The 25,157-nt window shown below is 71.5% G+C and carries 21 protein-coding genes; 6 read left to right on the top strand and 15 right to left on the bottom strand.

All coding sequences use genetic code 11. The annotated features are described in order from the left end of the window. Window positions 1–124 precede the first annotated feature (124 nt). From QOZ89_RS08380 to QOZ89_RS08340, 9 genes are all read right to left on the bottom strand, one after another. Window positions 125–1,204: a hypothetical protein gene (locus QOZ89_RS08380; protein ID WP_071054531.1), complete on the bottom strand. Its 1,080-nt coding sequence runs from the start codon at window positions 1,202–1,204 to the stop codon at window positions 125–127. A 164-nt stretch (window positions 1,205–1,368) separates the two neighbouring features. Continuing rightward, entirely contained in the window at window positions 1,369–1,977 is a 609-nt protein-coding gene (locus tag QOZ89_RS08375; protein ID WP_241842447.1) for a hypothetical protein, read from the bottom strand. Window positions 1,978–2,175: 198 nt separating this feature from the next. Next, window positions 2,176–2,940 carry a hypothetical protein gene (locus QOZ89_RS08370; RefSeq protein WP_071054556.1) on the bottom strand — a complete coding sequence of 255 codons (765 nt, stop codon included), beginning with the start codon at window positions 2,938–2,940 and terminating at the stop codon, window positions 2,176–2,178. A gap of 38 nt (window positions 2,941–2,978) precedes the next feature. Beyond that, window positions 2,979–3,503, bottom strand: coding sequence for an OmpA family protein (locus QOZ89_RS08365; RefSeq protein WP_083420118.1), 525 nt, complete (start codon window positions 3,501–3,503; stop codon window positions 2,979–2,981). A 449-nt stretch (window positions 3,504–3,952) separates the two neighbouring features. Beyond that, window positions 3,953–4,756, bottom strand: a complete 804-nt coding sequence (locus QOZ89_RS08360; RefSeq protein WP_083420122.1) for a class I SAM-dependent methyltransferase — start codon at window positions 4,754–4,756, stop codon at window positions 3,953–3,955. A 499-nt stretch (window positions 4,757–5,255) separates the two neighbouring features. Then, window positions 5,256–7,193, bottom strand: a complete 1,938-nt coding sequence (locus tag QOZ89_RS08355; protein WP_241842451.1) for a protein kinase domain-containing protein — start codon at window positions 7,191–7,193, stop codon at window positions 5,256–5,258. 389 nt (window positions 7,194–7,582) lie between these two features. After that, window positions 7,583–9,334, bottom strand: coding sequence for a hypothetical protein (locus QOZ89_RS08350; protein ID WP_312623464.1), 1,752 nt, complete (start codon window positions 9,332–9,334; stop codon window positions 7,583–7,585). Between the two features lie 430 nt (window positions 9,335–9,764). Next, the gene (locus QOZ89_RS08345) at window positions 9,765–10,262 is read right to left on the bottom strand and encodes a hypothetical protein (RefSeq protein WP_071054541.1); all 498 of its coding nucleotides are present in this window, start codon (window positions 10,260–10,262) and stop codon (window positions 9,765–9,767) included. After that, window positions 10,259–10,465, bottom strand: coding sequence for a hypothetical protein (locus tag QOZ89_RS08340; protein ID WP_071054543.1), 207 nt, complete (start codon window positions 10,463–10,465; stop codon window positions 10,259–10,261). Before QOZ89_RS08340 ends, QOZ89_RS08345 begins: the two co-directional genes overlap by 4 nt. Window positions 10,466–10,873: 408 nt before the next feature. On the opposite strand from QOZ89_RS08340, the gene QOZ89_RS08335 reads away from it, so the two are divergent. Next, complete coding sequence (locus QOZ89_RS08335; RefSeq protein ID WP_312623463.1) at window positions 10,874–11,572, top strand: AMP-binding protein; 699 nt, start codon at window positions 10,874–10,876, stop codon at window positions 11,570–11,572. A 252-nt stretch (window positions 11,573–11,824) separates the two neighbouring features. Then, a complete protein-coding gene (locus QOZ89_RS08330; protein WP_071054547.1) occupies window positions 11,825–12,706 on the top strand; it encodes a TIGR03854 family LLM class F420-dependent oxidoreductase in 882 nt (293 codons plus the stop codon). On the opposite strand, the gene QOZ89_RS08325 is transcribed toward QOZ89_RS08330, so the two are convergent. Next, window positions 12,703–13,464 (bottom strand): SDR family NAD(P)-dependent oxidoreductase, encoded by a 762-nt coding sequence (locus QOZ89_RS08325; protein ID WP_312623461.1) that lies wholly within the window; start codon window positions 13,462–13,464, stop codon window positions 12,703–12,705. The genes QOZ89_RS08330 and QOZ89_RS08325 overlap by 4 nt on opposite strands. A 382-nt stretch (window positions 13,465–13,846) precedes the next feature. Beyond that, the gene (locus QOZ89_RS08320; protein ID WP_312623460.1) at window positions 13,847–15,025 is read right to left on the bottom strand and encodes a YncE family protein; all 1,179 of its coding nucleotides are present in this window, start codon (window positions 15,023–15,025) and stop codon (window positions 13,847–13,849) included. A gap of 232 nt (window positions 15,026–15,257) precedes the next feature. Between QOZ89_RS08320 and QOZ89_RS08315 the strand changes: the two genes are divergently transcribed. Beyond that, window positions 15,258–16,187: an LLM class F420-dependent oxidoreductase gene (locus QOZ89_RS08315; RefSeq protein ID WP_071047100.1), complete on the top strand. Its 930-nt coding sequence runs from the start codon at window positions 15,258–15,260 to the stop codon at window positions 16,185–16,187. A gap of 63 nt (window positions 16,188–16,250) precedes the next feature. On the opposite strand, the gene QOZ89_RS08310 is transcribed toward QOZ89_RS08315, so the two are convergent. Beyond that, window positions 16,251–16,682: a hypothetical protein gene (locus tag QOZ89_RS08310; protein WP_198543092.1), complete on the bottom strand. Its 432-nt coding sequence runs from the start codon at window positions 16,680–16,682 to the stop codon at window positions 16,251–16,253. A 384-nt stretch (window positions 16,683–17,066) separates the two neighbouring features. Here QOZ89_RS08310 and QOZ89_RS08305 point away from each other — a divergent pair, with 384 nt between their 5' ends. Continuing rightward, window positions 17,067–18,455, top strand: a complete 1,389-nt coding sequence (locus QOZ89_RS08305) for an ABC transporter substrate-binding protein (protein WP_312623459.1) — start codon at window positions 17,067–17,069, stop codon at window positions 18,453–18,455. 110 nt (window positions 18,456–18,565) lie between these two features. Next, window positions 18,566–19,342, top strand: a complete 777-nt coding sequence (locus QOZ89_RS08300) for an SDR family oxidoreductase (RefSeq protein WP_116271425.1) — start codon at window positions 18,566–18,568, stop codon at window positions 19,340–19,342. A 91-nt stretch (window positions 19,343–19,433) separates the two neighbouring features. Here QOZ89_RS08300 and QOZ89_RS08295 read toward each other — a convergent pair whose 3' ends face one another. After that, the gene (locus QOZ89_RS08295; protein WP_241841525.1) at window positions 19,434–20,867 is read right to left on the bottom strand and encodes an adenylate/guanylate cyclase domain-containing protein; all 1,434 of its coding nucleotides are present in this window, start codon (window positions 20,865–20,867) and stop codon (window positions 19,434–19,436) included. A gap of 510 nt (window positions 20,868–21,377) precedes the next feature. Between QOZ89_RS08295 and QOZ89_RS08290 the strand changes: the two genes are divergently transcribed. Further along, window positions 21,378–23,027, top strand: a complete 1,650-nt coding sequence (locus QOZ89_RS08290) for an ATP-binding protein (protein ID WP_312623456.1) — start codon at window positions 21,378–21,380, stop codon at window positions 23,025–23,027. On the opposite strand, the gene fdxA is transcribed toward QOZ89_RS08290, so the two are convergent. Together fdxA and QOZ89_RS08280 are read right to left on the bottom strand one after the other, a co-directional pair. Further along, window positions 22,992–23,363, bottom strand: coding sequence for a ferredoxin (gene fdxA / locus QOZ89_RS08285; RefSeq protein WP_312623455.1), 372 nt, complete (start codon window positions 23,361–23,363; stop codon window positions 22,992–22,994). The genes QOZ89_RS08290 and fdxA overlap by 36 nt on opposite strands. Before the next feature lie 12 nt (window positions 23,364–23,375). Next, entirely contained in the window at window positions 23,376–24,716 is a 1,341-nt protein-coding gene (locus QOZ89_RS08280; RefSeq protein ID WP_071047110.1) for an amidohydrolase/deacetylase family metallohydrolase, read from the bottom strand. Window positions 24,717–25,157 lie beyond the last annotated feature (441 nt).

Raw genomic sequence — 25,157 nt, 5'->3', positions numbered from 1 at the left:
GGCCGGGTGTCCCCGCCCCCCCCCTGGCGGGGGGCGCGGGGCCCCCCCCCCCGCCCCGCCCCCCCCCCCCGCCACCCCAGCGGGAAGTTCTGGTTTTCTGGTGCCAGCCGTGCCTGTCGAGACGTCAGGAGCGGCTGCTGCGGGCCATCTTGATGGTCTTCTCGAGCTGGTCGCGGTCGACCTCGGCCACCCGGCCGTTGCTGGAGACCGTCGGGATGTGGCCGCCGTTGAGGACCAGGTCGGTGGTGTGCCGCAGGCCCATGTCCTTCTGCTCGACGTCGAGGATCGCCTCCTCGACGCGGTAGAGCTTCTCGACCTGGGCGACCCGCGCCTCGACCTGCGCGGCCACCACGCGCAGCCGCCGCTCCGCCTTGGCCAGGTGGCGCTCCAGCCGCCGGTCCCGCCAGTTCGGCATCGGGTCGTCGCGCTCGGTCGGGTCGTGCAGGTAGAGCTCGACGACGACCGCCACCAGCGGGATGAGGCCCTGGAACAGGATCAGCGGCAGGCTGACATCGGAGGCCGAGCCCTCCACACGCACCAGCACACCGGCGATCATGAGAACCAGGAAGATGAGCGCGGTGAGCCACAGTGCGAGCGGCGACGACTTCGAGTCCACCAGCTGTGGGCGGATATCCTGGTCGATCACGAGCCGTCCGTTGTCGGCCGCGGACAGGAACTGTCGCTGGGCCCTGGCGAAGATCGAGCCCTTGATGGCGTGCGAGAGGGCAAAGCCCGCGAAGAACACGGCGATGCCGAGTAGACCGCCGAGCCACCAGCCCACGCTGAACTGCGGGGTGTCGTCGAGGGCGGCGTAGGCGCTCGCGAACACGTAGAAGTCCAGTGCGGCGAGCACCAGGAGCACCACGGTGCGGGGGCCCTTCCCCAGGTGCAGCTGGGGAATACGTTCCTGGATGCCGACGCTACGCCACAGGCGGCCCTGTTCGATCTTGTGGCGCATGAGCTCGGACTGCCGCTCACGCCGCTCCGCCCGAGCGTCGATCTCGGTGCGCAGCTCGGCGATTTCCTCTTCGAGGGAGCGCGCGTCGGCCCGGGTCGCGGCCCGGATCTCCTGAACCTCCGCGTCCTCGAGGGTCTTGAGGACCTTAGGACGGGTCTCGGCGCCAGCCAGCGCGATGTCGGCGTCCCCGACCCGGCGGATCAGCTGCTTAGCCAGTTTCCCCGGCTGGTTACCCCTGCGCAGCACCTGGGTCTCGCTTTCCGTATCTCTTCGTGCCTGTGTCGATGTGGTTCAGGGCCGGGGCGTCTGTCCTGGCCGGTGTGCGGGGCCGGCGGGGGACCTCGGCCTGGACGGGAACTACCTGAGTCGGTCGTCGAGTGGGCATGCGCATCAGCCGGGCGTCGTCGCCATCAGTCGATTGGCCGGGAGTAGCTGCCGGCGAGGAAGCACAGCATCGCGAAGATAGCGCCGATGATCGGGGCGATGACCGTCTCGCTACCCGAGCCATCGCCCGAGCCATCGCCGTTCGCGAAGACTGCGATGAAGACCAGCGCGGTCAGGCCCACGAACGCCGCGACCGCGCCAATCATGAAGCGGCGCTGGATGGTGTCACGCGGCGGGAGCTCGGAGAGCGCGTCGATCGGCGCGATCAGGCCCGCCCGTGCCCGGTTGCCGATGCGCCGACGGACGTCACGCAGCCGGAAGGTGTTGCCGGACAGGAAGAAGCCGATCGCCGTCACGAAGATCGAGCCGCTGACGGAGACCCGAACGGACGACGAGGACGGCATCGTGAGCCACAGGAACCCGACGACCAGCACCATCGAGATGCCACAGATGAAGATGACGACGGCGGATCGCATCAGCGCCGGCGCGTAGTGCTGGTCCCGAGCCTCGCTGAAGGCACTGCCCCGAGCCTTTCGCGCGCGCCCCATCGTCTGCGTGGACGCGATGAACGACCCGTCCGGACCAGTGGCGGGCTCGGTGCCTGGCCTGTCCCGCTGCTCGTAGATGCTGCTCATACCAGTGCCTCCGGTCGATAACCCTCAGGAATGAGGCCTCCGGCGGCGTGCAGGCGGCGTGATATTGCGCCTCCTGCTAGCTGGTTGGCCCTGATGCGTGCGAAGCCCGCGGCGGCCGGTTTGGTCCCGCCGACGGCAAGGCCGCGTGGCGTCACCCTGGCGGGTGAAACCACGCGGCTCTCGGTGGCCGCCGAGCGGCTAGCTGCAGTCACTGCTCAGCCGCCGACACAGTTCGCCCCTCAGATAGCGCGAGAGATCCTGCTGGGGTGCCGTCAGATCACCCTGGTTCGTGCCGATGAAACGGATCTTGGTGTCCTTGACGGCACTGATCTGTGAGGTAGCGAAACAGCGCTCGACGATGCCCTCGGCCACGCTCACGGTCGCCTGCTTGTCGTCCAGGTTCATGCAGTCGCCCTGCTCGCCGGTGCCCATCAGGTCGCTCCAGACGACCACGGTGACGTCGCCGAGGTTCACACCGGGGGTGTTGCGCAGGGACTGGACGTCGTCGTTGACGGCGCCGAGCAGGCTCGTGACGCTGCCGGTCGCGCTGACCGGGGTCTCCTGCACGACGTGGCTGAACTCCGTCTGCAGCGCCTCGCCGCCCTTGGTGCGGTCCTTGGTCTGCCGAGTGCTGTTGGCGCGCTTGACGAGGAACGGCGTGTCGCCGGTGAAGCATGGGAAGGTCTTCACGCCGGCGCCGGTGCCGCCGTTGGCGATGACCTTGACGTACTGGCCGTCGGTGAGCGCCGTGTCGATGTAGGGCCGCATGGCCGTCGCGACCTGCTCCCCGGTCGCAGCGGAGTTGTTGGACAGGTCGAGCAGGACGAGCAGGAGAGGCGTGGCCGCGTTCTTCTTTGGCTTCTCCTGGTAGGTCGAGCAGTCGCCGGCCTTCTTGCCGAGAAGGCTGTTCATGTCACAGCCGGCCAAGACCGGCACCAGGACCAGCAGACCGGCCAAGGCCATGGCGAGCCGGCTACGGAGGTGAGGGGTGCTGAGGGTGATCACTTGAGGACGATCTCCACCTTGCGGCGGGTGGAGTCCGGCACGCCGTCCTGCGCGCCATCCTCACCCTTCGGGACAACCTGAAGGACCGAGCCGTCGATGCCGTCCCCGACCAGGACCGCCTTCACCGCTTCCCCGCGGTGCCTCGACAGCTCCAGGTTCGCGTCGGTGGAGCCGAGACCGTCGGTGTAGCCGACGATCTCGATCCTTCCCGCGTGCTCGCGCAGGGTCGGCACGATCTCGGCCAGGGCCTGGGTCGCCTCCGGCAGCAGCTGGTCGCTGCCGACGTCGAACAGGTAGTCCGAGCTGACGGTTGTCACCTGGCTGCCGTCGGACTGCCTGATGAACTTGCCGATCGGTGGCAGCTCGTTGGGGATGACGGTGGGCTTCGCCCTTGTGCCCGCCGCGGCCGGGGTGAAGGTCGTGTCGTCGCCGCTGGTGGAGCACCCGGCCGCCGTGACGACAAGCGCGCCAGCAGCCAGGATGGCCGCGGCGCGTAGACGAGCTACCGGGGTGAGCCGCATCGTGGGCGATTCCTCCCCGGTAGTGAGGTTGGCGTGGTACACAGTCAGCCCCTAACTGCGAACGCGGGGCCAAACATAACGGGGCAAGCCGGATCGACCTGCGGCAGGCCGGCTCGTTGTTCTCCAAGTGGGGCGGAAGCGTGCGGCGTTGTCGAATAGGTCACTCATGGGTTGAGTGGTGCCAGTGCGACTCTTCGCCATCAAGCACCTTAGTCGGGCGTTTGGGGCCACCGTTCGTGAGGACCCCGCATCCTGGGTGACCTGGCGCGACCCTTTGCGGCGGGTCGGGGTGATCCCGCGTGACACGGCCGTGGCCGCGCCGGGCGCCCCGCGCCGCTGCGCGGCCTATCGATCGGTCCTGTCGCCGGGACCTTTGGCCTTGTTTGATCGCCCAAACGCCCGCGACGCCGGGCCGCTCGCCCGGCGGTGCTGAGGCCGAAGCGACTGGGCTACAGCGGCCTGGCGGTGACGAAGATCGCGGTGGAGGGGAGGTAGTGGCCGCGGACGGGCCCCCACTGGCCCCAGACCTCGTGGTTGTCCTCCGGCCACTCCGGCTCGACGACGTCGAGCAGAGTGAGCCCGGCGGCCACGATCTCGCGGACCCGGTCGCCCATGGTCCGGTGCGTCTCGACGTAGGCCGGCTGTCCGGACCCGTCGCGCTCCAGGTAGGCGCGCCGGTCGAAGTAGCTCTGAATGACCCGCATCCCGGCCTCGTCCGGCTCGTCGGGCAGGCACCAGATCATCGGGTGGTTGGTCGAGAACACCCAGCGCCCGCCGGGCCGCAGCACCCGGGCGACCTCGCGCATCACCGCCCCGCTGTCCGCGACGAACGGCACCGCGCCGAACGCCGAGCAGGCGAGATCGACAGACTCGGAGGCGATGGGCAGCGCGGCCGCGTCCGCCTGGGCGAGCGGCACCGGGATCCCGGTACGCCGGCTGAGCTCGACGCCATGGGCGAGCTGGCCCGCGGAGATGTCGACGCCGACTACGTGGGCGCCGTGCGCGGCGAGCCAGCGGGCGCACTGCGCCGCCCCGCAGCCGACCTCGAGCACCCGGCGGCCCGCGACGTCGCCGAGCAGGCGGACCTGGGACTCGCGCAGCCCCTCCGGGCACCAGCAGAAGTCGACGTCGCCGAGGAACGCGCCGTGCTCGCGCTGGTAGTCGCTCGCCTCGTCCTCCCAGTAGCGCCGGCTCGCGGTCCGCGCCGTCGCCTCGTCGACCTGCTCGTACCGCACCAGCGCCGCGTCACTCACCACGCCAGTCTCCCGCCCAGCCATGACCTGCGTCCGATCAGCCTGTGCATTGCACGCCGGGCCGGAAAGCGATGCGTTCACGCGACCCAGCCACCGCTGGCGACAGCGCGTCAGCGCACCGCTGACCCGGCCGCCTCTTCTACCCCGGAGCGGACCAGCCACCGCTCCATGCCTCACCCCAAAACCAGCGCGGGCCGGGCGCCCCCGGCATCCCACGGTTCTAACCGTCAAGCGACGAGGTCGGGCGCAACGCCCCTCTGGTGAGCTGCCACCGCGACCCAGCCACAGCAAGTGACGGCGCATTGGCGCACTGCCAACGCGACCACATCCCGACCCCGATCGACACCAGCCCCGGCCGTACACCTGGACTCAGCCCCGAAATCAGGCTAGGAGGGCGCCCTAGGCGCCCGATGGCGAAGCCGGGGTTCCTGCCGGATCTGCGGAGCAGATCTGGGAGGTCCGGAGCGGTCGCGCAAGCGACCTTCGAGCCGGCTTCGCCTTATGTCTGCATGACGGCCGCGCCGATGACGGCACGGTCGCCGGCGACGCTGACCGGGGTGTAGACGACCTCGGCGCCGCCCTCGTTGTCGACGAACCGGCCGCGCCGGCTCTCACCGACGAGCCGGGCACGGCCCTCCAGCGAGCCGACGCGTACCTCGTGGCCCGCGGGCCCGAACGGCCCCGTGCCGGACAGGCCCGACCCCGTCGCGACCGGTGTGGCGTATATCCGGACGACGGCGCCGGGCACCGTCGTCCAGCGCAGCACGGTGCCGCCGAGGGTCGCCCGGCTCTCCAGGTCGGTCACGGGACGCGGGCGGGGCACCGCGGTCACGGTCACCTCGGCGCAGCTGGACGGGTCGAACATGGCGCTGGCGACGGGCGGGGCCACCCAGACGCGGTAGCGATAGGTCGCGCCGGCCTGGACGTCGTTGTCGAGGTACTGCCCGCCGGAGCCGCGAAACCGGCGCATCGCCCCCTGGAAGGACGACGACTCGTCGAAGATCCGCTCGATGACGACCCTGTTGTGGCCGGGAATCGGACGCCAGGACAGGGCCACCGCGTCGCCGTCGAGGTCGGCGCGCAGCGCCGTCACGCTGGGCACCAGGATGCGGGGCATGGTGCTGACCGGGGTCGACGCGGCCGGCGACGGTTCCTGGCCGGTGCCGCCACCGCCGCCCGAGTGCCCGGTCGCGTCGCGGAACGTCGCGACGACCTGGTGGCGGAAGGGCACGCCCTTGGGCACGCCGGCGTCGAACAGCTCGGTGACCCCGGTGGTGCCCAGCCCGCGGGAGCGCCAGCCGCCCGGGGCGGCCGGGTCGGCGATCAGCCGGAACACCCGGTAGACGACGCCGGGCGTGGGCGACGGCGCCCAGCGCAGCGCGATCGCGCCGTCCTCCTCGAGGGCGGTGAGCTCCGCGGGCGGCAGCGGCCGGCTTTCCGTCGGCTGGGAACGAGCGCTGTCGGCCCGGGCGTCCCGGCTGGTCTCCCGGGGCTCCCGGACCTGCCGGATCGACTCCGCGGGCCCCGTTCCCACTCGCCCGGGCTCCGGTCGGCCCGTCGCGGGCCGACCCGTCGGTGGGAGGCTGGCGTCGCTGTCCGACCGGCTGGGCGGGACGTCGACGGTCGTGCCGCGGAGGCGGCGCGGCGTGGTGGCCGTCGCGTCGACGTCCACGTAGCTCGGGTCGACCGCGCGGATCGTGTCGAGGAAGATCTGCCGAGCGGCGGCGGGGCGCATCCGCGTCTTCGGGTCTTTCTCCAGCAGGCCGAGCAGCGCGGCGGTGATCGGCCCGGCGTTCCGCGGCGGTGGCGCCGGGGCGAGCACGATCGCCGCGAGCATCGCGCTGAAGCTCTCCCGCGCGAACGGTGCCTGACCTTCCACAGCGAAGTAAAGAGTGCCGCCAAGACTGAAAAGGTCGGCTTCCAACGTCGCTGGCTCGTTGTTCAGCCGTTCTGGGGCCATGTAAAGCGGGGTACCGATAACACCGGTCACGGTCAGTGTCGGATCGCCGTCGCCGGTCGCGATCCCGAAGTCGGTGAGGACGACCCGGCCGTCGTGCGCCATCAGCACGTTCGACGGCTTGACGTCGCGGTGGATGACGCCGAACTCGCCCGCGGCCGAGAGCGCGTCAACCATCGCGAGGCCGACGCGGGCGACCTCGGCGGGCGGCAGGGGCCCGTCCTGGCGGATGACGTCGAACAGCGACCGCGACTGCACCAGCTCCATGACGATCCAGGGCAGGCCGTCCTCCAGGACGACGTCGAGGATCGTCACGACGTGCGGGTGCGCGCGCAGCTTCGCGGCGTGCTTGGCCTCGCGCAGCGCGCGCTCGACCCGGTCGGCACGCTCCTCGTCGGGCACACCGCCGGCGAACTCGATCTCCTTGAGCGCCACCTCGGCCTCTAGGAGCTTGTCGAAGGCACGCCAGACGGTCCCCATCGCGCCCGCGCCCAGCGGAGCGAGAAGCCGATAGCGTCCCGCCACTACTCGGACTGCGGCTGGACCGGCCGTCACGTCACCCCCATAACCCCGTTGGGACGTGTGCCGCCGCGGGCACGGAGGGCGAGCATTTCCCCGCCCCTCCGGCCCGAACGGGCGTTCCCCCGGCCATTCCATCATCCCGGACGGCAATCTGGGCAGCCGTCTCGAACAGCTTCTCGCGTCTACCGCGGCCGGTCGTCAGCACCCATCCCGGCTCTCCCGGCACACTGACTCGCGTCTACAGAATGAATCTGGGTCGTCACTCAAAGACGTCGCTCGCCGCGCGCTACCGGCAGGCCTTTTGACCGTCCGAGTCACCGTAAGCCCGCGGGACGGGAGGGACCGCCTCAAGGCCGGAAAGTCTCGGCCCAGAGCGCGACGCCACCAGGCTCGTCGACCGGGCGGTGGCCGGTGAGGCCGTCCACCAGCTCGACCAGCGCGGCCCGATTGCGCGCCGGGCCGATGAGGACGGCGTCGGGATGCAGCGCCGCGTACGCCTCACGCAGGCCGGGCAGCGCCAGCGCCTCGGCGGGGGTCAGCGTGCCCGCCTCCACCCGCAGCATCGCGGTCGTCAGCGGGCTCGGGGCGCCGTGGAACTGCGCCCCGCCGTTCGGCGCGGGCACGGTGCAGTAGCAGCCCGCCAGCCTGAACCGGTAGTCAGCGTGGGCCTGCCAGAGCATCGCGGCCGGCGTGTCCGGCCGCGGGTAGGGCGCCACCAGCACCGTCGAGCCGCGCGGGATCACGTCCACCGCCGCCGTCGTGAAGAACTCCGGCGCCCGCATCTCGCGGGCGTGCAACGACGCCGGGACGAGCGGGAGCAGCGCGGCCGCGGCGAGCACCGCCGCGCCCGCGCGGCGCGGCGACGGCCGGAAGCGAAGCTGCTCCAGCCAGATGGCGAGCGCCAGCCCCGCGAACATCGTCAGGTAGAGCGACAGCCGGGACGGCAGCGCGCTGCCCAGCAACGGCAGCCTCTCGACGGCGGCCCACGGCAGCGGGACGCGGGTGATCCGGCCGTCGACGTGCAGGTGCCCGCCGAGCGAGAGCAGCGCGACGAGGACGAACAGCGGGATGAGGACCCGGACGAGCGGATCCCGGCGCAGCCGGACGGCGAGCACCGCGAGCAGCACCAGCAGGGGAACGCCGAGGTAGCCGCTGACCTCCACGGCGTTGCCGGTGAACCCGAGGCTGTGGTCGAGCACCTGGCCTGGCGCCAGCCACTGCAACGGCGTCGGCACGACGAAGGTGAACAGGTCGGCGACCGCGACGTCGTGCGGCTGGATCGCGCCGTGGACCCGGTGCGGCCCGAAGAACTGCACCGCCAGCGGCCAGGCGAGCAGCACGCCGGCGACGAGCGCGCACCAGCCCAGCATCCGCGCGATCTGGCCGGCCTTCGCCAGCGCCACCGACGGGTGATAGACGGCCAGGATCAGCAGGCCAAGCGCGCCCACCAGCGCGGATGTCGCCAGCAGCTCCTCGCTGATGAGGGCCTGCGCGGCGACGGCGAGGCCGAGCAGCAGCCCGGTGCGCCGCGCGCTGCGTCGGCCAGGGTGCCCGCGGTCGCGCGAGGCTTCGCCATCGTCGCGCGACCGCGGGCCGGGGCCGCGGACGAGCAGGTCATGCAGCAGCGCCAGGAGCAGCGGCGGGAACGGGGCGAACGTCAGATGCAGGTGGCCGAGGGAGGCGCCGACCATGTACGGGCTGAAGCCGTAGAGCAGGCCCGCGACCGCCGCCGGCCCGGTTCCCGCCCAGCGGCGGGCCACGCCGTACATCGCGATCGCCGAGACGGCCGGGGCGAGCGTGAGCAGGGTGTTCAGCGCGGCCACCGGGCCGGCGAGCAGCGTCACCGGCGCGACGAGGACACCGAGCAGCACCACCGGGGTGCTCCACAGGATGCTGACGCCGTCCGGCGCGTTGATCATGTCGGTGACGAACGGGTTCATCCCATGGCCGATGGCGTGCGGGACCCAGCCGATGTACCAGGTGAACAGCGTCGCGTCCGAGACGCCGTAGCCGCGGGCACCCGGGTCCACCCACAGCGAGCGCAGCATCAGCACGGCCAGCGCACAGTAGGCGGCGAACAGTAACAGCCAGCGCGGCACTCGTCGCGGCTCGTGGCGGCGATGCCCGGGCCCAGCCCCCCGGCGCCCCGTTCTGCCCGGGAAGCGGCTGCCAGGCTCGGACGCCGGCGAACTTGGCGACAACGGTGACGTTGGCGACAACGGCGACAAGGGCGCGGTGGATGTTGACGTCGGGGCCTCTGCCGGGCCAGCGGTGGCCGAGGAGCCACGCCCGTCGCGGGCAGAGGCGATCGGACGCTCGTCGGTGGCGGACATATCACCCCTAGACCGGCCCAGCGTGGCCATGCCGCGCCGTCACCCACGACGCGTCGTCCGGAACTTTACCGGTAATGGGGGATTGGTCGCTTTCGGTAAACCACCATCGATCAGGCCGTCTCTGACCGAGCATGGTCACGAATGGCCCGTACCGTGCCGCCGTAAGCGGATCAGTGGGGCGGTCCTGAGACGTACTTCAGGCGGCCTCGGACGAGGTGCCCGGGTGCCACTCCGAGACCAGGGCGCGCCATTCGCGGTAACGGGCCAGCTGGTAGGTGGTGGCGACGACACCGGCGGAGTCGAGGACGGCGACGGGGTACCCGAGCTCGGCGCGGTAGCCGCGCTCACCGACTATGACCCGCCCGCCGAGCCGGACGACACCGACGACTATCGGTAGCGACGTCCAGCGGGGATGCGGCGCCGCGGCCAGCTCCGCGGGGTCGCGCCAGGCATACAGCCCGCAGCCGCACTCCGCCTCGGGGATGCCACCTGAGCCGGTCTCGTCGCGAGCTCCGGGCGGCCTGTCGTGCTCACCCGGTGGCCTGTCGTGCGGGCCACGCAGACAGTGGGCGCGGGTGAGGCCGTCCGGTCGCCACAGCAGCAGCTCGGGCGGATAGGGCGACCAGGGCGTCCAGGCCGGCCGGAGCAGCCCGGCGCGGTCGACGGCCCACTGTCGCCAGCCCAGCAGGCTCATCGCCCGCGGGTGCCAGCCGTCGCCCCGGCCGGGACGGGCTCCGCCGGCTCGAGCGGTTCGGCCGGCACGGTCAGCGGTTCCTCATCCGGCCAGGAGATCGGCTCGTCCTCGACGATGCGTTCCGGCTTGCCGATGTCACCCATGCCTCCAGGGTCGGTCCCGGCCGGTGGCCGGTCAATCGCCTTCTCCCATCGGTCCCTCATCTCCCATCGACTTCTCCCACCGGCCCTTGCGCTCGGGGCGGAACCGACAGGCCCAGCCCGCCGGGTGACCGGGACGCCGGGCGGGTGCGGCCGGGGGGCGAGGCTTGGCCGCTGGCCCCGCGCCGAAGTTTGCGCGAAACATGTTCTTTACATGTGTTGCGGGTCTGGGAGTGCGCTGGGCGGCTGTGTGCGGGCTCCAGGTTCTACATCGTAATAGGACTTGATGGGCGGTGGCCGGATAGTTGAGGTCGTTTCCACAATGAACCGCCTGTGCTATATCTAGCCGTCAGCTCTGGTTAAGAAGAAACGGGAGAACTGCGGAGGTCCAGCGTGACGGCGACGTCGAGGCCGGCGGCTCCGAGGGGCACGCGCCCGCGGGTGTGAGTGCCACCAACCACCGCGGACGAGGTGGACGCGAACGTTCTCGAGCGGTTTCATTTCGTCGTTCGCCAATGCGCTGATGAAGTGGCACTTCGCTCACACAGAGGAACTCTCACCTTCGGTGAGATTGACCGTTGGTCGGATGATCTGGCCAACCGGCTGCTGGATCGCGCCAACACGACAACGGACGCCTCTCGTCCGGTTGCGCTGCTTTTCGGGCACGACCCGGCCGCCGTTGTCGCGATGATCGGCATTCTCAAGGCGGGTCGGCCATTTGTGCCGCTTGACGCGTACCTGCCGGCCGAGCGGATGGCCAAGATCCTCGAGCTCGCCGGCGCCGACCTGTGCGTGTGCGCGGGCCCGTCCACAGGGCCCACCGTCGGGGGCACCGGCGGCTTGGCCGACGGATCGGACGCGGCGCCCGACCCGGCCAGCCTGCTCCCGTTCTGGGTCGAGCCGTTCCCGATCGGCGACCGCCCCGGCGCCGGCTACGAGGCCCAGGACGCCCGCGCGCCCGACGATCTCGGCGGCCTCGATGATCTCGACGCGGTGGCCACCGCCGCGCGCCCGGCGGCCCGCGCGCCCCGCCGACGGGGCCATGACCCGGCAATGCTGATCTTCACGTCCGGCTCCACCGGGATCCCCAAGGGCGTGGTGTGGAACCACGCCACCTTTAGTCCTCAGCTCCTCGTCGATCCGCGTCATCGCGGCGGCTGCGCGGGTTAGCGTAGGCACGGGATCTGGCAGCTAGTTGAGAAGGCTGTGGATCTGCCTTCGCCCGGTGGGGTTCTTCGAGGCTTAGCCAGGCCCGGGGTCCCCCGGGGTCCCTGCCGGATCGGCGGACGGGGTCCCTGCCGGATCGGCGAAGCCGATCTGGGAGGTCGTGATCTGGGAGGTGCGGATCTGCCAAGTGGTCGGATCAGCGCCGAACGTATGGATCGGCGATGGGCGGAATCTGGCAGATCGGTGGGGAGGCATATGAAGGTCCGGATCGGGGTCGGGTTCGCCGGGGCGGCGGGGGATGAGCTGTCCGGGCTGGTCAAGCGGATCGCTCAGCTTGGCATCGACTCGCTGTGGCTGTCCGAGCAGCTCTCGTCGCCCGCCGTCGACCCGATGATGGGGATGGCCTGGGCGCTGGCGCGCACGAACCGGCTCAAGGTCGGCACCGGCGTCGCTGTGCTGCCCGGCCGCAACCCCGCGCTGTTCGCCAAGCAGATCGTCTCGCTCGCCGCGCTCGCACCGGGCCGTGTACTGCCGGTCGTCGGGCTGGGCCCGGCGCGCGCCTCCGAGCGCAGCGCCTTCCCGGTGCCGCCAGGCCGCCGCGGCGACGTCTTCGACGAGGCACTGACGGTGGTGCGCCGGCTCCTCACCGAGGAGTCCGTCACCCACCAGGGCGAGTTCTTCCACCTGGACGCCATCGGGATCGGCGAGTTGCCGGCCCGCCCGCTCGACCTGTGGCTCGGGGGCGCCGCCCCGGCGGCGCTGCGCCGGATCGGCCGGCTCGGCGACGGCTGGCTCGCGAGCCTCGTCACCCCGGCCGACGCGGCGGCGGGCATCGAGGTCATCAACGCGACGGCGGCTGAGGCGGGCCGCGAGGTCGATCAGGAGCACTTCGGGCTGAGCCTGCGGGTCGCCTTCGACGAGCTCCCACCGGCGCAGCTGGCCGGCATCCGGGCACGGCGCCCGGACGTCGACCCCGGCGTGTTCGTCCCGGTCGGCTGGGACGCCGCTCGCGCGTCCATCGCCAACCACGTCGCCGCCGGCGTCAGCAAGTTCGTGATCTACCCCATGATCCGGCCCGAGGGCCTGCCCGCCTTCCTGGACGACTTCGCCCGCGAGCTCATGCCGCTGCAGACTTAGGTGATGGAGAAGCCGCCGTCGACGGTGAGGACCTGGCCGGTGACGAAGCCGCCGGCGTCGCTGGCGAGGAAGATCAGCGCCGCGGCAAGCTCCTCGGGGTCGCCGGTGCGGCCCAGCAGCCGTCGGGGCGACTGGGCCTCCAGATAGCCAGGGCGGTACTGGTCGGTCATCTCGCTGGCGAAGAAGCCGGGAGCGAGCGCGTTCACCCGGATGCCCTTGCGGGTGCCCCACTGCTGCGCCAGGTCCCTGGTCAGGCCGAACAGGCCCGACTTGCTGGCGGAGTATGCCGCCTGCGGCAGGCCCGCGGTCGTGATGCCGAGGACGCTGGAGATGTTGACGATGCTGCTGCCCGGCTTCATGACCCGGCCGCATGCCTGCGCCATCCAGTAGCAGCCGTTCAGGTTGAGGTCGACGACGGAGCGGAACTCCTCGGGGGTCTCCCGGGTGGCTGGCACAGCGGTGCCGATGCCGGCGTTGTTGACAAGGATGTCCACCCGGCCGAACTCGGCCATCGCCGCGGCGACGAGCGCCTGGCAGTCGGCCGGCTCGGTGACGTCGGTCCGCACCGCGACAGCCCGCTGGCCGACGCCCTCCACCAGCGCCTTGGTCTCCTTGAGCCGGTCCTCCCGGCGAGCCCCGAGGGCGACGTCCGCGCCCGCCTCGGCGAGCGCCTTCGCGAACGCGACGCCGAGGCCGGCCGACGCACCGGTGACGATGGCGACTCGGCCATCCAGCCGAAAACGGTCAAGCACGGTCATGAATGCTTCCCCACCGATCTCTGCTTCCCCACCGATCTGCTATGGACCGGCTGGACGTGATTCTGCACGTTCCGCCCTGCCCAGTCTCGGCAGCAGATCGGCGGAGACCCCTCGCCTGGCTGCTGGTCAAGGAACTCATATGGGCTGCTGCTGAGCAGTCAGCGCAACCTGGCCACCACTGGTGACGGCGCCTCAGCGCTGGCGTTATCCCAGCCACGTCGTCAGCCCTGAACCAGGTCAGCCACCGTCATAGGCCGCAAGCCCGAACCAGGTGGCGAGCAGGGTCCCTGCCGGATCGGCGAAGCCGATCTGGGAGGTTAGGCTCAGCGCCTGAGGGCGGTACCCGGCGCCGGGCGCGGAGCGTCCGGCGCGGGGCCGCCCCTTAGCGGAGGATGCCGGTGTGGCCGAGGGAGTAGCGGCCGGGCTGGGGCCATACCGACAGGCCGTGCGGGCCGGCGCCGACGGGGATGCGGGCCAGCAGCCCGCCGTCCTTGGTGGAGATCGCGTAGACCTCGCGGTTGTAGCGGCCGGAGAGCCACAGCACGTCGCCGTTGACCGAGACTCCGCCCATGTCCGGGCTGCCGCCCGGGATCTCCCAGCGGTCGACGATCTTTCTGGTGGCGAAGTCGATGAGCGAGATCGTCCCCTCCCCGCGGTTGGAGACGTACAGCACCTTGGCGTCACGGCTCGGGTAGAGGCCGTGGGCGCCCTTTCCGGTCGGCATGAACCCGATCTGGCGGAAGCTCTCACCGTCGATCAGGTGGACGCCGTTCTGGTCCATGTCCGCGACGTAGAAAACCTCGCCCTGAGGGTCGAGCTTGATGTCCTGCGGCATCCCGCCGATCGTGAGGTAGCCGAGCACCTCCTGGTTCTTCCAGTCGACCTTGACCAGCTTCCCGGAGAACTCGCAGGTGGCGATCAGGTAGCTTTCGTCGGCCGAGTAGTCGATGTGATCGACGCCGGGACAGGTCACCGGCAGCTGGCGGTGGAGCTTCCAGGTGCGCGCGTCATAGAAGTCCAGCCGCTGCTGAGCCTCGGCGACGACGATCGCGTACGTCCCATCCGGGGTGAAGTACATGTTGTACGGGTCGGCGACGGGAATGTTCGAGCCCTTGACCCTCCCGGTGACCGGGTCGATCGGCGTGAGGCTGTTACCGGTGTTGTTCGTGGCGTACAGCGTCGACAGGTCCCACGACGGCACGACGTGCTGCGGCTTGGCGCCCGTCGTGAACTCGTCGATGACCTTGAACGTCTTCGGGTCGATGACCGTCACCGAGTCGCCGTCGCTGTTGGGCACATAGACGAGCGAGCGCTGGCCGGCGACCTTGGGGCTCAGGTCGCCGGCGCCGGTGTGGGCGTAGACGCCGCGCCCGCCGGCCCCCGTGGCCGGAGTGGACGCCAAGGTGCTCGCCGGCGGCATCGTCGTGCCGGCCGGCATGGTCATCGTGCCCATGCCGCTGGTGCCGGCGGCATGGGTGACCGTGGCGGCGCCGGCCTCGCCGTCGCTCGAGCAGCCGCTCGCCGCGGCGGCGACGAGCGTCGCCATGGCGAGCGCGAACATCAATCGGAATACATCTTCCGCATACCGCTGACCACGCACAGTCGGTCAGCTTTGCCGCCTCCGGGCTCTCTGTCATGCGTCCGCGCCGTGTCGCGCGGCCGCCGCGCGCACGTCCCGGCCTCCCTGCCGCCGCACACCATGGCGGACCTGCCGCCAGCGGCCCTCGTCACGTTGCGAAAAGAACGGGCTCCCAGACACCCGCGCGTCCGCCGGCGGTGGTAGGCAGGAAGACATGGACCTTCGGATCTTTGTCGAGCCGCAGCAGGGCAACACCTATGCCCAGCAGCTGGGCGTCGCGCGGGCCACGGAGGAGGGCGGGTTCGACGCCTTCTTCCGCTCTGATCACTTCCTGCGGATCGGCGGCGGGGACCCGGGCCCTGGGCCCACCGACTCCTGGGTGACGCTCGCCGGGCTCGCCGTCCAGACCAGCCGCATCCGGCTGGGCACGCTGCTGACCAGCGCCACGTTCCGCTACCCGGGCCCGCTCGCGATCTCCGTCGCCCAGGTCGACGAGATGAGCGGCGGGCGCGTCGAGCTCGGCCTCGGCGCCGGCTGGTTCGAGGCCGAGCACCAGGCGTACGCGATCCCCTTCCCGCCGATCGGCGAGCGGTTCGACCGGCTTACCGAACAGTTGGAGATCATCACCGGTCTGTGGGCGGCCCCGGCCGGCGAGACCTTCGGCTACGAGGGCCGGTACTACTCGGTCACCGACAGCCCGGGGCTGCCTAAGCCGGCCCAGCGGCCGCGGCCGCCGATCATCATCGGCGGGTTCGGGCCGGTGCGCACGCCGCGGCTGGCCGCCAGGTACGCCGACGAGTACAACGCGGCGTTCCAGCCCGTGGCGGACGCTTCCCGGCTGTTTGATCAGACCAGGAAGGCCTGCGAGGAGCTCGGCCGCGACCCGGGCGGCATGAAGCGGTCGGTGGCGCTGACGACCTGCTGTGGGCGGGATGAGGCCGAGCTCACCCGGCGCGTCGAGGCGGTCGGCCGGCAGGTGCCGGAGCTGCGGGAGAGCGGCCTCGCCGGCACCCCGGCGGAGCTGGTCGAGAAGATCGGTGCCTACGCCAAGATCGGCGCAGACCGCGTCTACCTGCAGATCCTCGACATGGACGACCTTGACCACATCGCCCTACTAGCCGCCGAAGTCCTCCCGCACGTCTAGCCCAGATGCCCCCGCGTCAGCAGGCAGAGGCGGGGCCGGGTCGCGGAGCGTCCTCGCCCCGTCCTAGCGCGCCGCCTTGCTGCCCGGGGACGGACGGAACATGACTAAGACGGTCGGGTTGCGGCGGGCGTAGCGGACGGCCGCCCGAGCGGCCGAGCCGGACGCCCACAGCAGCGTCCACTCGACCGGGACCAGGCTGACCACTCCCGAGACCCGCTCGTAGAGGTCGTCCTGGACGGCGCGCTCCGCGGTGTGCGACGCCTGCGCCACACCGTCCATCCCGAAGGCGCAGTACATGCCGGACGTCCAGCGGGCGAACCGGGCCCACCGGTCGCGTTCCGCGACGACCACCAGCTTCGAGCCGGTCCGCGCCGCGAGTTCGGCTGCTAGCAGGACATCCGCGAGCTCGCCGGGGTCACCCGCGCGCAGACCGACGATCACACAGCTACCGGACCCGACCGCGGTCGCGACCGCTCGGTCCTGCGCCTGTTCCACGGCCCCTCCTCAGGGGTACGCCGTCCGATCTGACTGAGCTCGATTGTGACGCACTTCATAGGCAAGTGTAAGGGCAAGTGAAGTGCGTCTCGTTCCTTGTGTCCATACCCGCATCCGGGCGCCTCAGTCGCGAGGGATCCGTCCAGAGGGTGGTCTAAGGACCCTGGCTGGCTGGGTCCAAGGACCTTCGAGCTTCCGCGAGTTCCATCGCTCTCCGTGACGAGATAGGTGCGCATTGCGGATTTAGCGACATATGTCACCACGAGTAGAAGTTTTTCGAGCTTCCTTCGATTGGCAGCATTCGGGCGGTTGGCCCGCGCGCGGGTGGCCGAAGGCGGCCGTGGGGGCGGGGGTGTCTTGGGAAGTCCCACGAAGGGGCGGTCGATGCGACCTGTTCGGACGGCCGCGGTGGCCATGGTTGCGGTGGCGCTGGCAGCGGCCAGCGCGTGCGGCGGTGGCGGGTCGGGCGGGTCGGGCGGCTCCGGCGACCCTGGACGGACCGTCAACCTCGCCGACTTCACCCCTGGCCCGCCGAAGGGCTGGGACGCGAACGGCTTCAGCGTCGACGCCTCCTCGCTGCAGTGCGCCGGCGCCGCGACCAACCCGACCCGGGGGATCACCGACACCTCGGTCAAGGTCGGCGGGCTCGCCGTCATCACCAGCCCGGCCACCAGTTCGATGGCCGGTGTCGATGTCGGCGCCAAGGTGCGCTTCCAGCGAGCGAACGCCGCCGGCGGCGTCGCCGGGCGCACGATCGACTTCATCGGCGTCAAGGACGACGCGCTGGACCCGGCGCGCAACGGCCAGCAGGCGCACGCGCTGGTCGAGCAGGACCAGGTCTTCGCCGTCGTCCCGGTGGCGACGGTGTTCTCGAACTTCCTCGACGTCTTCTGCTCGCAGCGGGTGCCCTTCTTCGGCTGGGGCATTGGCGGCGGCTTCTGCGACACCGCGAACGGCTTCGGCATCACCGGCTGCCTGCTGCCCGACCGGCCGAAGGTCGACGCGACCACCTGGGGCCTGATGGCGACCTCGGTGCTCGGCCCGGTGGAACAGGCGAAGACGAAGGCCGTCGCCGTCGTCGGGCTGGACACGGACGCCTCGCGCGCGGGCGTCGACGCCGTGGAGCGCGGCATCCGGCTCGCCGGCATTCCCGTGTCCTATGACAAGTCGCCGATCCCGCTGTCCGGCCTGAACGACGCGACCGCGATCGTGGGCGACATCATGACGTCGAACAAGGGCGCGCCGCCGGACCTGGTCATCTTCCCCGGCGACTTCGAGTCGACCACCAAGGTGACCGAGGCGCTCAAGGCCAACGGGTACAAGGGCGACACGCTCAACGCCGTCGGCTACGACCCGCGGCTGGCCGGCCTCGACGCGCTCGACGGCGCGCACACGCTGCTCCAGTTCGCCGTTCCGGAGACCGACACGCCGGCGATCCGGCAGCTGAAGGCCGACTTCGCGAAGTACGCCCCCGACCAGCCGCTCACCCTGCCGGCGATGGCCGGCTACTGGTCGGCCGACATGTTCGTCGCGGCGCTGACGGCGACCGGCCGCGACCTGACCGCCGACTCGTTCCTGAAGAAGCTCAACAGCGGCGACTTCTCCTACTACGTGCAGGACACCGTCGCGGAGAGCCGGTGGCCGCTCAACCACGCCACGGCCCCGCCCTGCTTCGCCATGGCCAAACTCAGCCAGCATCAGTACCAGGTCGCCACGAAGCTCACCTGCGGCAGCCTGGTCCCGCTGGAGCCCACGCCGACGCCGACGAGCTGACGCCGCTCTCCGCGGCCGGGCGCGCGGCTCGGGAGGTGAGAGGCTGCGCTCTGGAGTGAGAGCTGGCGTTCCGCCGGGGGTGGGCGGCGCACGGGGGAGCGGGGGCTGGCGTGGAGGCCGGAGCCGGATCGGAAACGGGCCGTCGCGGTGTGGCGGTGGTGACCGGGGGCAGCAGGGGGATCGGCGCGGTGACCGCGGTCGAGCTGGCGAGGCACAGATGGGACGTGTGCCTGAGCTACCGGGCGGACGAGGCGGCGGCGGCCGAGGTGCTGGCCGCCTGCGAGACGGCCGGAGCGCGCGCCGTCGCGGTGCGCGCGGACGTGGCCTCGGCCGATGACGTGACGGCGCTGTTCGTCGCCGCCGACCGGCTCGGGCCGGTGACCGCCCTCGTCAACAATGCCGGGATCGTCGACCGGCGGGCCCGCGTCGACGAGATGGCGTTCGAACGGCTGGAACGGATGATGGCGGTCAACGTCGTCGGCGCCTTCCTGTGCGCCGGCGCCGCCGTCCGCCGGATGTCCACCCGTCACGGTGGGAGCGGCGGCGCGATCGTGAACGTGTCGTCGGCCGCCGCCCGGCTCGGCAGCTCCGGCGAGTACGTCGACTATGCGGCCTCCAAGGGCGCCATCGACACGATGACCGTCGGCCTCGCCAAGGAGGTCGCGGCCGAGGGGATCCGGGTCAACGCGGTCCGCCCCGGCATCATCGACACCGAGATCCACGCCAGCGGTGGCCAGCCGGGCCGGGTAGCCGAGGTCGGCTCCACGGCCCCTGTCGGCAGGGCCGGCACGGCCGACGAGGTCGCCGCCGCGATCCTCTGGCTCTGCCTTCCCGAGACCTCCTCCTACGTCGTCGGCAGCCTCCTGGACGTCGCCGGCGGCCGTTGACTCCCCCACGCCGTCCCGCGTGACCTTCCCCCGCCCCTCCCGCGCCGCCCTTCCCCGGCGGCGAAAGGGGATGGCGTTTCCGGTACCGGCCTCAGGCCGTCAACGCAGCGAGTGCCGTGGGCTGGGGCAGGGCAGGGACCGGCCGGTGGGATGGGGACTGGGCCAGCATGGGCTCCGGCGTCGGCGGCGCAGGTGCGGCCTGGCTGGGGATACGGGCCTGGGCGTCCATCAGGTAGGCCACGACGGAGCCCGCTCGGCCCTTCACGGTCATCGGGGGCAGGGGCACGAGGCGGGCGCCGCACTCGCCGCGCAGCGCGCTGGCGGTCGGCTCCGACAGGACCGTCTGGCCGGCGCCGGCGAACGCCTGGAGCCGGGCCGCGAGGTTCATCGTGTCGCCGACCAGGGTGTACTCGCGGCGCGCGTCAGAGCCGAGCAGGGCCGCCGCGACCTCGCCGGTGCTCACCCCGACGCCCAGGCCGAACGGCGCGAGCCCCTCCAGCTCCCAGCGGACGTTGAGAGCGCGTTGCCGCGCGTGCATCGCGACCGCCGCCCGCGCGGCCCGGGTCTGGTGGTCGTCCTGCGGGTAGGGAGCGCCGAAGACGGCGATGACGGCGTCGCCGGCGTACTGCAGGACGGTGCCGCCCTCATTGAGGATCGCCGCGTTCATCTCGCGACGGTGCGCGTCGAGGAGGCCCGCCAGCACCATGGGGTCCGTCCGCTCGGCGATCGAGGTGTAGCCGCGGATGTCCGACATCAGCACGGTGACCACGAGGCGTTCGGTGCGCTGGCCGGCGCCGGCATCGGACCGCAGCTTCTCGGCGAGGCCGCCGGGCAGGAGCCGTGACAGCGCCTCGCCCTGCTCCTCGCGGCGCACGATCGCGGCATGCAGCAGCCGAAGCTGCCGCAGGGCCCCAGACCGGCCGTTGCTGGCCCCCTGGGCCAGGCGGAGCAGCGTCGCGTCGATCGCGGTGTTCACCGCCTCCGGGGTGTCGCCACGGCGCTCGGCGATCGCCCGGATCGACCGGCCCTCGGCGACATCGCGCAGGAGCTGTGCCTGATCCTCGCTGAGATCGCTCGCGTCGCGGACCGGGCTGAGAACGGCGGCGACGATCTCCGGGTCGAGCATCGACGAACCGGCCGCCACCTCTCGGATGGCCCGCACCAGAATCTCCGGGTCGGCCAGGCGCTCCTTGAGCAGGTAGGCACAGCCACCGGCGTCGGCACCCGCCAGCAGACCGACCGCGTACTCCGGCTCGTCGTACTGGGAGAGCAGAACCACGCCGGTCCCAGGCGCGTGCTGGCGGATCTCGCGGGCCGCCTCGATCCCCTCGTCCGAGAAGGTTGGCGGCATACGGATGTCCGTGACCACGACCCGCGGCCGGCGGGTGCGGGCGAGTTGGACAAGTTCGTCGCGGTCGGCGGCGACGCCGACCACGGTCAACCCAGGCACCCGGGCGAGCAATGCTCGTACCCCGGCGCGGACGATCAAGTTGTCGTCCGCCAGCAGAACCCCGATCTGCTCCATGGTGCTAATTCAGCCCTGTTGGTGACCCGATGCACAGGGCGGTGGGCTCACCGGCACGGTGGTGCCAGCACCACACTCTTCTTGAGGATGACTCGTGAGCGCCGACTCCGGTGCCCCGCGGCCCGGCAACCGCGCCCTCCTAGTGGGCCAAAGGGTGTGCGAAAATGATCTTCCTTTGCACACCCGGCGGCCGTTGTCCCCAGGATCACCAGCGGGACCAGGTGAATCGGGCAAGAGCGGCGACCGGTAACCGAGCCGCGGGCGCCGGCATGGTGTGGCGCCGGACGCGTCACCCGGATGGGCTAGTGGCGATTAGGGATAGATTAGGGATAATTGAAGGCGGTTCCAGAGGGTTATCCCTGTAATAGGAGCAGTTTTCCGGTGCTTGGGTACGCTCCGTGGCTAGCACGGGAGTGCGGTACCGGCCCATGGTCGTTCGCGAGCCCGCGCTCTGGCGTAGCGGGCGCGCTACGCTCCGACAGAGATTCCGGGGTAGTGGATATCCCTGGGATGGACGTGGCGGATCGCCCGGACCTGGCCGAGGGGGCAGCAGCCGGAGTCGACCGCGTAGACCAGGACCACATCGGGGTGGTGACGCTGAACAGCGAGACCAACTACGCCGCTCGTGGCTGGCTGGAGACGGTTCCCGACCCAGCGGTCGCGGTGGGCGCGGATGGCAAGATTGCCGCGGTGAACGCTCGCGCCGCCGCGCTGTTCGGCTATGCCGACGATGACCTGGTCGGCCAGCCTGTTGACGCGATTGTCCCCACCGGACTTACCGGCGTCGGTCTCCGCCAGGATGGTTCGCCTTTCTCCGTCGCCCGTCCCGGCGGCGACCCGGGGCGGCTGGAGAACCTTGGGCAGCTCGCCGGCGCCGTGGCGCACGACGTCAACAACCTGCTGTCGGTGATCAGGAACTACGCCGTGTTCGTCGCCGACGCGCTGGACTCGGCCGCCGAGGCGGATCAGGCGGCCCGGGATGCCGCGGCCGCCCACCCCTCCTCCCCCGGCGGCGCCGGGGCGTCGGCCGGCCGCTCCGGGCGACCGGCGGGGACTGCCGGGCCGGCCGGCCCGGTCGACTGGGAGGCGATGCGCCGCGACGTGGCGCAGATCCAGCACGCGGGTGAGCGGGCGGTCGAGCTCACGGCCCAGTTGCTGGCCGCCGTGCGCCGTAAGCCGGCCGAGATCGGGGCCGTCGATCTGCGCGCGGTGGTCCGTGAGACGGCCGGCATGCTGCGGCGCCCGCTCGGTGAGCGGATCGATGTCCGTGTCGAGGTCGACGACGACCTGTGGCCCGTGTGCTCAGATCCGGTGAGGCTGGAGCAGGCGATCATCAATCTGGCGATGAACGCCCGCGACGCGATGCCTCACGGCGGCACGTTGACGATGACGGCCGGCAACGTCGTACTCGACGGCTCGCCGGAGGCGGTCGCGGCCTCCCTGCCGCCGGCGGGAGCCACCGACACGGCCGGCGTCCAGGACGTGGACGACATACCCCGGCGGCGTTTGGTGAACCTGCAGGTGATCGACACCGGCACCGGGATGACGCCGGCGACGCAGGCGCGGGCGTTCGAGCCGTTCTTCACGACCAAGCCGGAGGACGCCGGCACGGGCCTCGGCCTCGCGGTGGTGCGCGACGTCGTCGCCCAGGCCGGTGGCGAGGCTCGGATCTCCTCGGCGGTCGGTGTCGGCACCGCCGTCAGCCTCCTGCTCCCCGCCTGCGATCCGCCGGCGCGGCGTGGGCCCGCCCCGGCGCGCGCAGGGGCCGGCGAGTCGGCGCCCGTGACCCCACCGGCATCCGTGACCCCACCGGCATCCGTGACCCCACCGGCATCCGTGACCCCACCGGCATCCGTGACCCCACCGGCATCCGTGACCCCACCGGCATCCGTGACCCCACCGGCATCCGTGACCCCACCGGCATCCGTGACCCCACCGGCATCCGTGACCCCACCGGCATCCGTGACCCCACCGGCATCCGTGACGCCATCGCGGCCCACGACCCCGCCCACGTCCACGGATCCGGCGGCCCCGGATGGGCTGTGGATCTGCCATCGGCGCCTCGACGGCACGCCGTCCCGGTCCGCTGGCACTCGCCGTCCTCGCGTTCAGCCCCCCGCGCCTTCAGCCGTTCCCCGGGGCGCCGGCACCCGTCCGTGACGGGATGGCCGTGACCAGGGCGGTGTCGATACCCACCGGGCCGAGGCCCGCGGCGCCGCCCGGTTCGCGCAGCGGCGCGGACCGGCCAGGGAGCGGCTGGTAGAAGAACGCCGTCGCGTCGGCGAGGTGGGTCGCGTCCGGGCTGGCCGGGTCGAGGTCGCGGTCCCAGGTGATCGCGTCCACTGGGCAGCTGCGCGCGCACGCGCCGCAGTCGATGCATTCCTCGGGATGGATGTAGAGCTTGCGTTCACCGGTGTAGATGCAGTCGATCGGGCAGTCGTCGACGCAGGAACGGTCCATGACGTCGACGCACGCCTCGCCGATGACGTAGGCCATCTCTACTGCCTCCTACGGCGAGGTCTGCTGGTAGGTCAGAGACTCGGCGGCCGCGCTCGCGGCGGCGACGCCGGCCTGCCTGCGTGGCAGCCCGTTCGCCGCCGCGCCCGGGTCGCCCGCCGCCCTGGCCGCGGCGCTGAACGGCCCGGTCGCCTCGATCCAGGTACCGCCGCGCACGCAGCCGACGGGGGCCAGCCGGCGCTCGCCCGCGATGGTCTCGAAGCCGTCGGAGAACGCGGCCGGCCCTTCCTCGACCCGCAGCACGCTCACCTCGGCCGCGCGACCGACGCCCAGGGTGCCAAGTTCCGCGGAGCGGCGGATCGAGGCGGCGGGGTTCACCGTCGCCATCGCGATCACGTCCGCGAGCGGGACGCCCAGCGACCAGATCTTCGACATCGTCTCGGGCAGCGAGTAGACCGGGCCGTCCTCGTTGAACAGGTTGAGGTCGGTGCTGATCGTGTACGGCGGGTAGCCGAGGTCGAGCAGCGCCCGCGCGGAGGCGAACCGGAAGTCCGAGCCCGAGTGGCCCACATCGAGGCGCACCCCGCGCGCCGCGGCCTCGGCGAACACCGGGTGGACGGCCGTCCCGTCGTTCACGAGCGCGCCGGAGTGGCCACGGAACGCGTGCGTGACGATGTCGCCGGGGCGCAGCGCCGCCAGCGCGTCCAGGTTCGTCAGGCTCTTCGTGTACGGGTACTTGCCCAGGTGGATCATGATCGGCAGGTCGCCGGCGATGGCCTTGGCGCCCTCGAGGAACGGCGAGACCCGGTCGTCCTCGGTGGTCGTCGCCCGCACCTTGAAGCCGATGACGTAGTCCTTGTGCTCCTCGACGGTCGCCGCGGCGGCGTCCAGGTCGAGGTTGCGCGGGTCGTTGGCGATCTCGAGGCGGTGGGCGATGAAGTCCTTCGTCGCCAGGTAGAGCAGGCATGGGTCCATGAACGCGAGCACGCGGGTGTGTATCGCTGGGCTCTGCGCGAACGCGCGGGAGATGCCGAGCGTGCGCACTCCCGAGGTGCCGCCGTCGACCACGACCGGGACGCCGACCTCGACGCCGGCCCGGTCCGGGTGCACGCAGAAGTCGCCGAGACCGGGGTAGGCGTGTACGTGCAGGTCGATGAGGCCGGGAGTGACGACGAGCCCGGCGCAGTCGATGATCTCGGCCGCGCCGCCACCCGTCGGGGCCCCCGCCGGTGGTGTCGTGTACGCGGCGCCCGCGGCGGGGCCGACGGCCACGATCTGGCCGCCCGCGCAGACCACGTCCGCGATCGTGTCGATACCGTTCGCCGGGTCGATCACCCGTCCGCCGGCGAGAACTGTGACGCTCGCGGCGTCACCAGGATTCGGGTCGCGCATGTCTCTCCGATCGAGCTTCCCGCCGAGGGCCGGCGGCAGCGGCCGAGGGCTGGGCGGCGATGCCCAGAACACATGTTCGCGCCCTCGCGAACCGAGGTCCAAGACGCAATCCCGCGCGGAGCTATAGCCCTTTCCTATAGTCCAGGCAGAGCCGGCGAGCGCTCGCCGGGGAGGGCGGTGCGGTGACGAGGCCAGGCGGCGAGAATGCGCGCGAACCTCCCAGATCGCTGACCTCCCAGATCACGACCTCCCAGATCGCCGACCTCCCAGATCACGACCTCCCAGATCGGCTTCGCCGATCCGGCAGGGACCCCGTCCGTCGATCCGGCAGGGACCCTGTCGCCGATCCGGCAGGGACCCCGTCCGTCGATCCGGCAGGGACCCTGTCGCCGATCCGGCAGGGACCCCGGACTGGCGCGCAGGCGCGGCCATGGCTGGATC

The sequence above is a fragment of the Pseudofrankia coriaricola genome (assembly GCF_032027725.1).
Taxonomy (GTDB): domain Bacteria; phylum Actinomycetota; class Actinomycetes; order Frankiales; family Frankiaceae; genus Pseudofrankia.
This window is presented reverse-complemented; position numbering and strand designations above follow the sequence as displayed.